The following is a 12,550-nucleotide window of genomic DNA, read 5'->3' on the forward strand; positions in this document are numbered from 1 at the left end:
AACGCCCCTGTCGGAATGGCTCCTGCCGACGAGGCCCGCGCGACTTCCCGCGCGACGCCATGTACGTTCTCGACCGTGCCTGCCATGAAAAAGACCGCCAAGCCCTCCTTGCTGGTCACCTCCGCCACCCTGTTGTCGTTCTCGCTCGCGCTCGCGGTGACCGCCACCGCGCCCGCCGCCGCTGCCTCGGCCGCGGACGACAAGCCGGCTTCGAGCCCGTCGGCGAGCCCGTCGACATCTGCATCGCCGTCGACCAGCACGTCGGGCACCCCCTCGGCCACCCCGCCGGCGGACATGTCGACCGTGGGCGGCGCCCAGCTCGGCCGGGCCGGGGCCCAGGCGAACCTCGGTGCCGGCGCGCCGGTCCTCCCGAAGGATCTGAGCGCCCGGTCCTGGATCGTCGCGGACGCCGAGTCCGGCGACGTCCTGGCCTCGCACAACGCGCACTGGCGGCTGCCGCCGGCGAGCACCCTGAAGATGCTGTTCGCCGACACCCTGCTGCCCAAGTTCCCCAAGACCCAGAAGCACAAGGTCGTGTCGTCCGATCTGGCCGGCATCGGGGCGGGCTCCAGCATGGTGGGCATCAAGGAGGACGAGACCTACTCGGTCCGCGACCTGTGGCTCGGCGTCTTCCTTCGCTCCGGCAACGACGCCGTCCATGTTCTGTCGGCGATGAACAAGGGCGTCGACCAGACCGTCAAGGACATGAACGCGCACGCCGAGGAGCTCCAGGCGCTCGACACGAACGTGGTCAGCCCGGACGGCTACGACGAGAAGGGCCAGGTGTCGTCGGCGTACGACCTGACCCTGTTCGCCAGGTCCGGCCTACAGAACCCGGACTTCCGGGAGTACTGCTCGACGGTCCGCGCGAACTTCCCGGGCGAGACCAAGAAGAACAAGAAGGGGAAGAAAGGCACGAAAGGCAAGACGACCCGCGAGTCCTTCGAGATCCAGAACACCAACCGGCTGCTGATCGGTGACGCCGGACTCGACGCCTACCAGGGCATTGCGGGTGTGAAGAACGGCAACACCACGAACGCGGGCGCCACCTTCACCGGAGTCGCCGAGCGCGACGGCAGGGTGCTGCTCGTCACGGTCATGAACCCGGAGAAGGAAGAACACAACGAGGTCTACAAGGAGACCGCCAAGCTCCTCGACTGGGGCTTCAAGGCGTCGGGCAAGGTCTCCCCGGTGGGTGAGCTGGTGCCTCCGAAGAGCGCTGACACGGACGCGCAGTCGGGCGCGAACGCCTCCGGTGAGGCAGGCGGATCGGGCGACGGCTCGGACTCGTCCAAGTCCGTCGCGGCCGCGGCGAAGACGGACGGGGCGAGCGGAGTCGGCATCGCCCTGGCGATCACCGGCGGCGTCCTCGTACTCCTCGCCGCCGGTGTCTTCCTGATCAACCGCCGGTGGCCGCTGCCCGAGCTGATGCGTCGCCGCCGCTGACGCCCGCGGAGCCGTCCGCCTCCGTCCCCTCTGCTCCGGCCGCCGTGTCCGCCGTCTCCTTGTGCTGCGTCGCCGTCCAGGCGGCGCAGAAGAGCAGCAGCTTGGACGTGAAGTTGATCCACAGCAGCAGCGCGATGGGCACGCCGAACGCTCCGTACATGCTCTTCGACGCGACGCCCTGGAAGTAGCCGCTGAGCAGCAGCTTCAGCAGCTCGAACCCGGCTGCGCCGATCAGCGCGGCGACGATCAGACGACGCCGCTCGGGCTCGACGCCGGGGAGCAGCGTCAGGAGGTACAGGAGCAGCAGGAAGTCGGCGAGGACGGCCACGGCGAAGGCGGCCGTCCTCAGGAGCACCCCGCCCCAGCCGCCCTCGTCGATGCCGAGGTGCCTGGTCGTCCAGCCCACCGCGGTGGACGCGAGGGTGGACGCGGCGATCGTGACGAGCGCGGCGCCGCCGAGGCCGACGAGTACGCCTCCGTCCTTGAGCTTGCTCAGGAACGGGTTGCCCTCCTCGTCCGGCAGCTCCCAGACCGCGCGCAGGCATTCGCGCATCGAGCCGACCCAGCCGATGCCGGTGAACAGCAGCAGCGCGCCCGCGATGAGCCCGACCGTGCCGGCGTTGTCGACGAGAGCGCCGATGTCGAGCTGGTCGGAGATGCCCGGCACCTGCTCGGCGATCTTGTCCTCAAGCGTCTGCTGCCCGCTCTCGTCGAGGGTCGCGGCGGCGATCGCGGCGGCCACGGTGATCAGCGGGAAGAGCGCGACAAAGCTGATGAAGGTCATCGCCGCGGCGAGCCGCGTCCACTTGACCCGGTCCAGTCGTTCGTACGAGCGCCAGGCGTGCGTGGCCATCAGCCGTGTGACCCACGGGCCCACGACGGGGAGCTTCTTCAGCCAGTCCATGATCCGACTCTGCCCTCGCCTCGGAAAACCAATGTCCGGGTACCCCAAAAACGCACGACGGTAGCGAGCACCATGCCGATTCCCGCGCCCGACACGGTGTCCGCGCGCGGGGAGGTGAACCCGAGGCCGTAGTGGCTGACGAGGATGCACAGCAACTGGACCAGGGCGCCCGCGATGTTCACACCGAAGAAGATCCCGTACCGGCGCAGGCTTCCGGTCGTGTACCGGAGCGTGAGCGTGTGTCTGGTTGTGGGCCCGGTCGTGCGCATGGCCGTGTGCCGGTAGGTGCCGAGCGCGTTGCCCGCGTAGGCGACCGAGCAGCCCGCCACGAACGACAGGGCCTTGGCGGTCAGCGGGCCCAGTCCGGCGGGGCCGCGCAGCCAGAGGAAGAGGGCGAGGTCGGCGGCGTACGCGAGAAGCCCGGCGGCCGCGAAGCCGAACACCTCCCGGGGCCGCGGCCGACGCGCGTGGGGCCGACGCGCGTGAGGCCGACGCGCGTGAGGTGGCGGCGCCTGACTCGGCCGTTCCCTGGCTGGCGGCTCGGTGTCCGGCGGCTCGGTGCGCGGCGGCTCGGTTTCCGGCCGCTCCGTGTCCGGCGCCCGCGCGTCGCGTACGCCCCCTGTGCCCGCTCCCTGCGCCTGGCTCACCAGTTGGCCACCGCGAGGCCGTACATCGCGAGCCAGGCCATCCCGATCAGGGCGAGCGCGCGGTCGCGCAGGACCACGTCCTCGGGTTCGCCGGCGGTGCCCCGGTCGGCGAAGACCGCGTACCGCAGGACGGCGAGGATGAAGGCGATCATCGACAGCTGCCGCCAGGGCAGCACGCTGGTGTGCGGCACCCCGCCCTCCTCCAGGGCCCACAGGCAGTAGCCGAGTACGGCGACCGAGGCGGCGAGCTGCCAGACGAAGCGCAGGTAGCCGGTGGTGTACTCGGTGAGCAACGCGCGCGTGGCGCCCGCTTTCCCGGCCATCTGGACGGCCTCGGAGTAGCGCTTGGCGGACACCATGAAGAGCGCGCCGAAGCCGGTCGTGATCAGGAACCAGCGCGACAGCGGAATGCCGAGCGCGAGCCCCCCGATCATGGCCCGCATCAGGAACCCGGTGGTCACCACGGCGAGATCAACGACCAGGACGTGCTTGAGGCTGAGGCAGTACGCGAACTGCAGGCCCAGGTAGGCGGTGAGCAGCGCCGAGGTGAACGGCGAGCACAGGAAGGCGGCCGCGGTCGGGGCGACGACGGCGAGGACGATCCCCACGGAGTAGGCGACCGGGACGGGCACCTGCCCGGCGGCGACCGGCCGGTGGCACTTGACCGGGTGGGCGCGGTCGGCGTCGGCGTCCCGCGCGTCGTTGACCAGGTAGACACCCGCGGCACAGGCCGTGAACAGCACGAAGACGAGGGCGACCTGGGTGAGGGCGTGGCGTGAGAAGAGCTCGCCCGCGGCGGCCGGGGCGGCGACGACGAGGACGTTCTTGACCCACTGTTTCGGACGGGCGGTCCTGATCAGCCCCTTCAGGAGGCCACTTTTCCGCGGAGTGGCCTGTTTTCTCTGTGTCCTCTCCAGGAGGGCCGTCTCAGCCATGGTCACGGCCCCCTGCCATCCAGCGGGCACCGAGCAGGGCCGTCACCGCGCCGAGAGCGGCGCCCGCCACGACGTCGGAGGGGTAGTGGACACCTACGACCAGCCGCGACACGCACATCGCCGCGGCGAGCGGGGGCACCAGGCGTGCGCCGAGCGCTCCGAAGGCCACGGCCGCCGCCGCCGCGGACGTGGCGTGCGAGCTGGGGAAGGAGTGCCGGCCCGCGATGCGGACCAGCGGCACGACGTGGCCGGGGCGCGGACGGCGTACGAGCCGTTTCACGCCCATGCTGGCGACGTGGGCACCCGCGGTCAGGGCCGTACCGCGCAGCCACGCGCCGCGCCGCTGCCGGTCGGTGGCCGCTCCCGCGAGGCCCGCCGCGAGCCACAGGGCGCCGTGTTCGCCGGCCAGGGACAGGACCCGCGCGGCGGCGGCGACACGAGGGGCGCCGCCGCGGGCGTGGAGGGCCGTGAGAATCCGGTGGTCCAGGTCAGAGCGCTCGTCGTGGTGGTCCATGTGGACTCACTGTTCACGTCAGCACCGCCGGAACTCCGGCAATATAGAGCGACATCCCATTAATCACCCATTTCGGGGAGGTAAGGGATGTTAGGGAACTAGCCAGCACTTTCGGTCGATACCGTCACTGGTATGCCTACCGACACGGTTTCCGTCACGGGGTGGGGCCGCACCGCACCCACCGCCGCACGCCTGGTGCGCCCCCGTTCGTACGACGAGGCCGTGGCGGCCGTCCGGGATTGCGGGGCCCGCGGAGGCATCGCGCGGGGCCTGGGACGGGCGTACGGGGACGCGGCGCAGAACGCGGGCGGGGCCGTCTTCGACATGACGGGCCTGGACCGCGTCCACGCGATCGACGCGGACGGCGGGACGGTGCTGTGCGGCGCCGGTGTCTCGCTGCACCGCCTCATGGAGATCCTGCTGCCGCTGGGCTGGTTCGTGCCGGTGACGCCCGGGACCCGCTATGTGACGGTCGGCGGGGCGATCGGCGCGGACATCCACGGCAAGAACCACCATGTGTCCGGCTCCTTCGCCCGCCACGTCCTTTCCTTCGAGCTGCTGACCGCGGACGGCGAGATCCGCACGGTGAGCAGCGGCACCCCCCTCTTCGACGCCACGGCGGGCGGGATGGGCCTGACCGGCGTCATCCTGACAGCCACCGTCCGGCTGCAGCCCGTCGAGACGTCGTTGATGTCCGTCGACACAGAACGCGCCACGGACCTGGACGACCTGATGGCCCGCCTCACGGCCACCGACCACCGCTACCGCTACTCGGTCGCCTGGATCGACCTGCTGGCCCGTGGCGCGGCCATGGGTCGCTCGGTGCTGACCCGGGGCGACCACGCCCCGCTGGCGGCGCTGGCCGACGGCACGCGCGCGCGTAGAGCCCCGTTGGAGTTCCGTCCCGGGCGGCTGCCCGCCGCTCCCTCCTTCGTCCCGGAGGGCCTGCTGGGCCGTACGACGGTCGGCCTCTTCAACGAACTCTGGTACCGGAAGGCGCCCCACGCGCGCGTCGGTGCACTCCAGAGGATGTCCGCCTTCTTCCACCCGCTCGACGGCGTGCCGCACTGGAACCGCGTCTACGGGCGCGGCGGTTTCGTGCAGTACCAGTTCGCCGTCGGACACGGCCAGGAGGAGGCCCTGCGCCGGATCGTGCACCGCATCTCACAGCGGCGCTGCCCCTCCTTCCTCGCCGTCCTCAAGCGGTTCGGCGAGGGCGACCCGGGCTGGCTGTCCTTCCCGATGCCCGGCTGGACCCTCGCCCTGGACATCCCCGCGAACCTGCCGGGGCTCGGCGGTTTCCTCGACGAACTGGACGGGGAGGTGGTCGCGGCCGACGGGCGTGTCTACCTCGCCAAGGACTCCCGCCTGCGGCCCGAACTGCTCAGGGCGATGTATCCGCGCCTCGGCGAGTTCCGGGCCCTGCGCGAGGAGCTGGACCCACGGTCCGTCTTCACCTCCGACCTGTCCCGGCGCCTCGGACTCTGACGTGAGCCGCCTGCCCGCCAGTCCACCTTCTTCCCCAACCTTCTTCCCCATAGGAGTTCGGTTCCATGAAGGACGCCTTCGGCCTCCCCCAGTCCCTGCTCGTCCTCGGCGGCACGTCCGAGATCGCGCTCGCCACCGCGCGGCGGCTGATCACCCGCCGTACCCGCATGGTGTGGCTCGCGGGCCGCCCCTCACCCGGCCTGGAGTCGGCGGCCGCCGGGCTGCGCGAACTCGGCGCCGACGTCCGTACCGTCGACTTCGACGCGCTCGACCCCGACGCCCACGAAGCGGTTCTCGGCAAGGTCTTCGCCGAAGGTGACATCGACATGGTTCTGCTCGCGTTCGGCGTCCTCGGCGACCAGTCGCGCGACGAGAACGAGCCGGGAGCCGCGGTCCGGGTCGCGCAGACCAACTACACGGGTGCCGTGTCCTCGGGGCTGGTGTGCGCGCAGGCACTCCAGGCGCAGGGCCACGGCTCCCTGGTGGTGCTGTCCTCGGTGGCGGGCGAGCGGGCCCGCCGCGCCAACTTCATCTACGGGTCCAGCAAGGCGGGCCTCGACGTGTTCGCCCAGGGTCTGGGGGACGCCCTGTACGGCACGGGCGTCCACGTGATGGTCGTACGCCCCGGGTTCGTCCGCTCGAAGATGACGAAGGGGCTGGACGAGGCCCCGCTCGCGACGACCCCCGAGGCGGTGGCCACGGCCATCGAGACGGGACTGCGCCGACGCTCCGAGGCGGTATGGGTGCCGGGGACACTGCGGGTGGTCATGTCGGCGCTGCGACACGTCCCGCGGAGTGTGTTCCGCCGCCTGACCCTGTAAGCGCGCCGCGCAGCCGCACCGACCGTCCGGTCCCATGATCCCTGTGATCGCCGTCCGGTCCCGTGCCCCCGCGCTCCCGCGCTCCCGTGCTCGCCCGGTCAGCAGGCCGGGTGGGTCAGCAGGCCGGGAGCGGGCCCCGCTCCACATGGGCCGCCTGCGGTGGCACGACCGCGCCGCCGAAGACGTAGTCACGCAGCCTGCGCCACACACCGTCGGGCCCCTGCTCGTAGAGCGCGAACCCGGTGCACGGCCAGTGCGCCTCGTACTCCGCCAGTTCCTCGAAGGCACGGTCCATCGCCTCGTCGTCGATGCCGTGCGCCACCGTCACATGCGGGTGGTACGGGAACTGCAGCTCGCGCGCCACGGGCCCCGAGGCGTCCCGGACCTGCTTCTGCAGCCAGGTGCAGGCCTCAGCGCCCTCGACCACCTGTACGAACACGACGGGGGACAGTGGACGAAACGTTCCCGTCCCGTTCAACCGCATCGCGAAGGGGCGGCCGGCGGCCGCGACCTCGACGAGATGCGCCTCGATCGCGGGCAGGGCCGACCCGTCGACCTCGGTCGGCGGCAGCAGTGTGACGTGGGTGGGAATACCGGAAGCCGCGGGGTCGCCGAAGCCCGCGCGCCGCTCCTGGAGCAGGCTGCCGTGTGGCTCCGGAACCGCGATCGACACACCGATCGTTACGGTCCCCACGTCTGTCTCCTGTCGTTGTGTCGGTGTTCCGTCATGTTGGTCATATCGGCGGGCAGAGGCTGCTGCCGGCTATCGACTGTACGGCGGTGCGGCCCCGTACCGTATGCCGTGCCGATGTTGTCCTGGTCTCGTCCCGGCCGCCGTACGGGCTCTCGTTCCGGCGGCCAGTAGCTTGGCGATCAGTGCTTGGCGGGCAGGAAACCCACCTTTTCGTACGCCTGGGAGAGCGTCTCCGCGGCGACCGCGCGAGCCTTCTCCGCTCCCTTGGCCAGGATCGAGTCGAGCGTCTCCGGGTCGTCCAGATACTGCTGGGTGCGCTCCCGGAAAGGCGTCACGAAGTCGACCATGACCTCGGCCAGGTCCGTCTTCAGCGCACCGTAGCCCTTGCCCGCGTACTTCTGCTCCAGTTCCGCGATACCGATGCCGGTGAGGGTGGAGTAGATGCCCAGCAGGTTACTGATCCCCGGCTTGTTCTCGATGTCGAACCTGATCACCGTGTCCGTGTCGGTGACCGCGCTCTTCACCTTCTTGGCGGTTGCCTTCGGGTCGTCGAGGAGGTTGATGAGCCCCTTCGGCGTCGACGCCGACTTGCTCATCTTGATCGCCGGGTCCTGCAGATCGAAGATCTTCGCCGTCTCCTTGAGGATGTACGGCTTCGGAACCGTGAACGTCTGCCCGAAGCGGCCGTTGAACCGCTCGGCGAGGTCACGCGTCAGCTCGATGTGCTGGCGCTGGTCCTCCCCCACGGGAACCTCGTTGGCCTGGTACAGCAGGATGTCCGCGACCTGCAGGATCGGGTACGTGAAGAGGCCGACCGAGGCGCGCTCGGCGCCCTGCCTTGCGGACTTGTCCTTGAACTGGGTCATGCGGGAGGCCTCACCGAAGCCGGTGAGGCAGTTCATGATCCACGCGAGCTGGGCGTGCTCGGGGACATGGCTCTGAACGAAGAGTGTGCAGCGCTCGGGGTCGAGACCGGCGGCCAGCAGTTGGGCTGCGGCGAGCCTGGTGTTGGCACGCAGGTCCGCCGGGTCCTGAGGAAGGGTGAGCGCGTGCAGGTCCACGACCATGTAGAACGCGTCGTGAGACTCCTGCAGGGCCACCCACTGGCGGACGGCGCCGAGGTAGTTGCCGAGGTGGAACGAGCCGGCGGTGGGCTGGATTCCAGAAAGCACACGGGGACTATCAGAGGCCATGCTCACCATTCTCTCAGGTGCCGGGACCCACTCCGGAACTGGTCGGAAACAGGTGGGATCCGATCTGTCCCCAGCGGTGTAACAAGAGTGTGGAGACGCGGAGAACTTCGATCGTCGCCAATGAGACGAGGAACACAGTGCTCTGGATTCGCACGGCGGCCGACGTGCCGCGGCCCATGCCTCCCCACGTCGTGCGCGGAGAGGCCGGAACAAACGGCGGACAGCCTGCCGGATCCGTGTCCGCCATGTTCGCCAAGTCCGCCGCGTCCGTCATGTGCTCCGTGTGCGCCGTGTGCACTGTGTGCGCCCTGGTCGCTCTCGCGTTCGTCGGACTCGCTGGGTTCGGGACGCCTCGGGCTCATGCGGCAGCCTCGGGGCCGCCGGGCCCCGACTCACCGAATCTGGCGGTCGTCGTCGCAGGCGACGGTACGGGGCGGACGACGAGCGTGAGCTCCGGGGAGCCGGACTTCGCACAGCTCTGGCAGCTGACGGGGCCGACGGCCACGGACACGGAGAAGGTTCCGCAGGACTGGGCCGAAGGCCGTTTCCCTGCCGTGCGGGCCACGGTCATCTGGGGAACGACCGGAGTGGGCGGCTGGCCGGCGACGGACAGTGCGCCCGGAGGGGACATCTATATGGGGCGCCAGGACCAGGTGTTCCTCGCGGCGGACGGCACGCCCTGGATCCGGTCCGACCCGGCGCTCGATGTGAACGACGACGACATCCGCTGGCACCGGGCGCCACGGTCGGTCTACGAGCAGGTGGAGCGGAGGGAGCTGTTCGGTCCCGGGCCCGTGGCGGGAGACGGGCCCCGTTCCGCGGACCGGGCGTGGTGGACGGTACCGGGGCTCGCGGCCGGCCTGGCCCTCGGCTCCGGCGGCACCCTGCTGATGCGCCGCGCGGCGGCCGGGCGTGAGCCGGGGCAGCCGCGGGAGTCACGACAGGAGCTGATCGATCTATGAGGCGACCAGGGCCGAGCCACCTTCAAAACCGCGGCCGGCGTCGGTAACTCGGCTCGGCCCCCGGTGCCGGCACTGCACCCGTGCCGGCACCGGCACCGGCCCACGAACTCAGCCGAGGTCGATCTCCGGGTAGAGCGGGAAACCGGTCAGGAGGTCGGTTGCGCGGTGGGAGATCTCGTCCGCGATCTTCGGGTCGAGGATGTGCTGGGCCTTGGAGGGGGCGCCCTTCTTGGTGGTGCCCGGTTCCGTGGTGGCGAGGACGCGGTCGATCAGGCCGGCGATCTCGTCCATCTCGGTGACGCCGAGGCCCCGGGTGGTCAGTGCGGGCGTGCCGATCCGGATGCCCGAGGTGTACCAGGCGCCGTTGGGGTCGGCGGGGATCGCGTTGCGGTTGGTGACGATGCCCGAGTCGAGCAGAGCGGACTCGGCCTGGCGTCCGGTGAGGCCGTAGGAGGAGGCGACGTCGATGAGGTTGAGGTGGTTGTCCGTGCCGCCGGTGACCAGCGTGGCGCCGCGCCGCATCAGGCCCTCGGCGAGGGCGCGGGCGTTGTCGACGACGGCCTGGGCGTAGTCGCGGAACTCGGGGCGGCGGGCCTCGGCGAGTGCGACCGCCTTCGCGGCCATGACATGCGGAAGGGGACCGCCGAGGACCATCGGGCAGCCGCGGTCGACCTGGTCGGCGAGCGACGAGTCGCACAGGACCATGCCGCCGCGCGGGCCGCGCAGCGACTTGTGGGTGGTCGTGGTGACGATCTGGGCGTGCGGGACCGGGTCGAAGTCTCCGGTGAGGACCTTGCCGGCGACGAGACCGGCGAAGTGGGCCATGTCGACCATGAGCGTGGCGCCGACCTCGTCGGCGATCTCACGCATGATCCGGAAGTTCACGAGGCGGGGGTACGCGGAGTAGCCGGCGACGATGATCATCGGCTTGAACTCGCGGGCGGAGACTCGCAGGGCCTCGTAGTCGATGAGGCCGGTGGCGGGGTCGGTGCCGTAGGAGCGCTGGTCGAACATCTTGCCGGAGATGTTCGGGCGGAAACCGTGGGTGAGGTGGCCGCCGGCGTCCAGGGACATGCCGAGCATGCGCTGGTTGCCGAACGCCTGGCGCAGCTCGGCCCAGTCGGCCTCGGAGAGGTCGTTGACGTTGCGGACGCCGGCCTTCTCAAGGGCGGGAACCTCGACACGCTGGGCGAGGACCGCCCAGAAGGCGACAAGGTTGGCGTCGATGCCGGAGTGCGGCTGGGCGTAGGCGTGCTCGGCGCCGAAGAGTTCGCGGGCGTGCTCGGCGGCGAGGGCCTCGACGGTGTCCACGTTGCGACAGCCGGCGTAGAAGCGGCGGCCGATGGTGCCCTCGGCGTACTTGTCGCTGAACCAGTTGCCCATCGCGAGGAGGGTGGCCGGCGAAGCATAGTTCTCGGAGGCGATCAGCTTGAGCATCTCGCGCTGGTCGGCGACTTCCTGCCCGATGGCGTCGGCCACCCGGGGTTCGACGGCACGGATCACTTCGAGGGCGCTGCGGAAGGCGGTGGATTCGGCGGAGAGGGGCGTGGAGAGGGGATCTGACATGACGGCCTCCGGACGTGGCGTTCGGCGTTCACGGTTCGGCCCAGGCGCACGGCACACAGTTCCCGGGCCGCTCCCCGATGGTCGATCCCATCCCAGCGCGCCAGTCACGGCCCATGGGCGAGCCTACCGGGAGCGCCCGGGAGACGGGTTCGCCCGTCCACCATGCGAGCGACGGCCGAACGACGACCGAGCTACGACAGGAAGACGGCAAGAGACGACAGGAAAGGGACTGGACAGCGGCGGTCGGGGTCGGATCCGCACGAGGTGAGCGCTGCCGCGAGGACGCCAGTTCCACCCAGCCAGTTCCACCCGGTACGACCGTGCTCGACCGTGGTCTTCTGCGCTGCTCCGCCATGTCTCTCCCCCGTCCGGCCCGTCCTGTGGACTCGCCAGTCCTACAGCCTGAAGATCCCTGAACTCTCCCTCCCCTACAGTCACTTTGTGCTCTTTGGAATGGTGTGCGCCCTTGGTGCGTCGGTGTGCTTCGGGACGGCGACGGTGTTGCAGGCGATCGCCGCGCGGGCGGCCGGGCCGGGCACCCGGCCCTCAGACCCCTCCGAACCCCCAGACCCCTCCGGTGTGGACGCCGCCCTGTTCCTGCGGGCCGTCCGTGAGTGGCGGTATCTCGCCGGGCTCGCGCTCGACGGGGTCGGATTCGTGTTGCAGATCGCGGCTCTGCGGTCGCTGCCGATCTACGCGGTGGGGGCGGCACTCGCCGCGAGCCTCGCGGTGACGGCGGTGGCGGCGGCGTGGCTCCTCGGCGTGCGGCTGAGCGGGGTCGAATGGGGCGCGATCACGGTGGTGTGCGCGGGGCTCGCGATGCTCGGGCTCGCGTCCGGGGAGGAGGGAACGAAGACCGGTTCGACCGCGCTCACGTACGCGATGCTGGGCACGGCGTTCGCCGTACTGCTCGTCGGGGCGGCGGCCGGGCGGCTGCCCGGGCGGGGGCGGGCGCTCGCGCTCGGGCTGGGCGCCGGGTTCGGGTTCGGCGTGGTCGAGGTGTCGGTCCGCCTCATCGACAGCCTCGCCCCCTCGACGCTCTTCGCCAATGCGGCCACGTACGCGCTTCTGCTAGGCGGCGGTGCCGCGTTCCTCCTGCTCACCTCGGCGCTCCAGCGCGGCTCGGTGACGACGGCCACAGCGGGACTGGTCGTCGGCGAGACCATCGGGCCGGCCGTGGTGGGCGTCGTCTGGCTGGGCGACCGTACGCGCGAGGGCCTGGCCTGGCTGGCCGTGCTCGGCTTCGCGGTGGCGGTGGCGGGCGCGCTGGTCCTGGCGCGCTTCGGGGAGGCTCCGGTGGAGGGAGCGAAGCCGGGATCGGGACCGAAGTCGGAGTCGGAGCCGGAGTCGGAACCGGGATCGGCGCCGCGCACGCCGTAA

The 12,550-nt window shown here is 70.7% G+C and carries 12 protein-coding genes and 1 riboswitch; of the genes, 5 read left to right on the forward strand and 7 right to left on the reverse strand.

The window, feature by feature from the left end; translation table 11 throughout:
• Nucleotides 1-75: 75 nt before the first annotated feature.
• Entirely contained in the window at nucleotides 76-1,446 is a 1,371-nt protein-coding gene (locus tag AB0D14_RS11365; RefSeq protein WP_362777119.1) for a D-alanyl-D-alanine carboxypeptidase, read from the forward strand.
• Here AB0D14_RS11365 and AB0D14_RS11370 read toward each other — a convergent pair.
• From AB0D14_RS11370 to AB0D14_RS11385, 4 genes are all read right to left on the reverse strand, one after another.
• Nucleotides 1,400-2,350, reverse strand: a complete 951-nt coding sequence (locus AB0D14_RS11370; protein WP_362777121.1) for a YihY/virulence factor BrkB family protein — start codon at nucleotides 2,348-2,350, stop codon at nucleotides 1,400-1,402. The genes AB0D14_RS11365 and AB0D14_RS11370 overlap by 47 nt on opposite strands.
• Nucleotides 2,338-2,793, reverse strand: a complete 456-nt coding sequence (locus AB0D14_RS11375) for a GtrA family protein (RefSeq protein ID WP_362777123.1) — start codon at nucleotides 2,791-2,793, stop codon at nucleotides 2,338-2,340. Before AB0D14_RS11375 ends, AB0D14_RS11370 begins: the two co-directional genes overlap by 13 nt.
• Before the next feature lie 200 nt (nucleotides 2,794-2,993).
• Nucleotides 2,994-3,932 carry a decaprenyl-phosphate phosphoribosyltransferase gene (locus AB0D14_RS11380; protein WP_362777126.1) on the reverse strand — a complete coding sequence of 313 codons (939 nt, stop codon included), beginning with the start codon at nucleotides 3,930-3,932 and terminating at the stop codon, nucleotides 2,994-2,996.
• Complete coding sequence (locus AB0D14_RS11385; RefSeq protein WP_362777128.1) at nucleotides 3,925-4,446, reverse strand: phosphatase PAP2 family protein; 522 nt, start codon at nucleotides 4,444-4,446, stop codon at nucleotides 3,925-3,927. Before AB0D14_RS11385 ends, AB0D14_RS11380 begins: the two co-directional genes overlap by 8 nt.
• A gap of 132 nt (nucleotides 4,447-4,578) precedes the next feature.
• On the opposite strand from AB0D14_RS11385, the gene AB0D14_RS11390 reads away from it, so the two are divergent.
• Nucleotides 4,579-5,934 carry an FAD-binding oxidoreductase gene (locus AB0D14_RS11390; protein ID WP_362777130.1) on the forward strand — a complete coding sequence of 452 codons (1,356 nt, stop codon included), beginning with the start codon at nucleotides 4,579-4,581 and terminating at the stop codon, nucleotides 5,932-5,934.
• 65 nt (nucleotides 5,935-5,999) lie between these two features.
• A complete protein-coding gene (locus tag AB0D14_RS11395; protein ID WP_362777132.1) occupies nucleotides 6,000-6,755 on the forward strand; it encodes a decaprenylphospho-beta-D-erythro-pentofuranosid-2-ulose 2-reductase in 756 nt (251 codons plus the stop codon).
• 115 nt (nucleotides 6,756-6,870) lie between these two features.
• On the opposite strand, the gene AB0D14_RS11400 is transcribed toward AB0D14_RS11395, so the two are convergent.
• Together AB0D14_RS11400 and trpS are read right to left on the reverse strand one after the other, a co-directional pair.
• Nucleotides 6,871-7,449, reverse strand: a complete 579-nt coding sequence (locus AB0D14_RS11400) for a 2'-5' RNA ligase family protein (RefSeq protein WP_362777133.1) — start codon at nucleotides 7,447-7,449, stop codon at nucleotides 6,871-6,873.
• A 179-nt stretch (nucleotides 7,450-7,628) separates the two neighbouring features.
• Nucleotides 7,629-8,642 (reverse strand): tryptophan--tRNA ligase, encoded by a 1,014-nt coding sequence (trpS, locus tag AB0D14_RS11405; RefSeq protein ID WP_362777134.1) that lies wholly within the window; start codon nucleotides 8,640-8,642, stop codon nucleotides 7,629-7,631.
• 245 nt (nucleotides 8,643-8,887) lie between these two features.
• Between trpS and AB0D14_RS11410 the strand changes: the two genes are divergently transcribed.
• Entirely contained in the window at nucleotides 8,888-9,604 is a 717-nt protein-coding gene (locus tag AB0D14_RS11410) for a hypothetical protein (protein WP_362777416.1), read from the forward strand.
• A gap of 108 nt (nucleotides 9,605-9,712) precedes the next feature.
• Here AB0D14_RS11410 and AB0D14_RS11415 read toward each other — a convergent pair whose 3' ends face one another.
• Nucleotides 9,713-11,170, reverse strand: coding sequence for a glycine hydroxymethyltransferase (locus AB0D14_RS11415; protein WP_362777137.1), 1,458 nt, complete (start codon nucleotides 11,168-11,170; stop codon nucleotides 9,713-9,715).
• 31 nt (nucleotides 11,171-11,201) lie between these two features.
• Nucleotides 11,202-11,288, reverse strand: a riboswitch (ZMP/ZTP riboswitch).
• A 335-nt stretch (nucleotides 11,289-11,623) separates the two neighbouring features.
• On the opposite strand from AB0D14_RS11415, the gene AB0D14_RS11420 reads away from it, so the two are divergent.
• Entirely contained in the window at nucleotides 11,624-12,550 is a 927-nt protein-coding gene (locus AB0D14_RS11420) for a hypothetical protein (RefSeq protein WP_362777419.1), read from the forward strand.

Origin of the sequence: Streptomyces sp. NPDC048484 (assembly GCF_040651415.1) — a bacterium.
Taxonomy (GTDB): Bacteria; Actinomycetota; Actinomycetes; order Streptomycetales; family Streptomycetaceae; genus Streptomyces.

Excerpts from the sequence above, each read along its gene's own strand:
- AB0D14_RS11370 (WP_362777121.1), bottom strand. The coding sequence starts at position 2,350 with ATGGACTGGCTGAAGAAGCTCCCCGTCGTGGGCCCGTGGGTCACACGG.
- AB0D14_RS11380 (WP_362777126.1), bottom strand. The coding sequence starts at position 3,932 with ATGGCTGAGACGGCCCTCCTGGAGAGGACACAGAGAAAACAGGCCACT.
- AB0D14_RS11385 (WP_362777128.1), bottom strand. The coding sequence starts at position 4,446 with ATGGACCACCACGACGAGCGCTCTGACCTGGACCACCGGATTCTCACG.
- AB0D14_RS11390 (WP_362777130.1), top strand. The coding sequence starts at position 4,579 with ATGCCTACCGACACGGTTTCCGTCACGGGGTGGGGCCGCACCGCACCC.
- AB0D14_RS11395 (WP_362777132.1), top strand. The coding sequence starts at position 6,000 with ATGAAGGACGCCTTCGGCCTCCCCCAGTCCCTGCTCGTCCTCGGCGGC.
- trpS (WP_362777134.1), bottom strand. The coding sequence starts at position 8,642 with ATGGCCTCTGATAGTCCCCGTGTGCTTTCTGGAATCCAGCCCACCGCC.
- AB0D14_RS11410 (WP_362777416.1), top strand. The coding sequence starts at position 8,888 with ATGTTCGCCAAGTCCGCCGCGTCCGTCATGTGCTCCGTGTGCGCCGTG.
- AB0D14_RS11415 (WP_362777137.1), bottom strand. The coding sequence starts at position 11,170 with ATGTCAGATCCCCTCTCCACGCCCCTCTCCGCCGAATCCACCGCCTTC.
- AB0D14_RS11420 (WP_362777419.1), top strand. The coding sequence starts at position 11,624 with ATGGTGTGCGCCCTTGGTGCGTCGGTGTGCTTCGGGACGGCGACGGTG.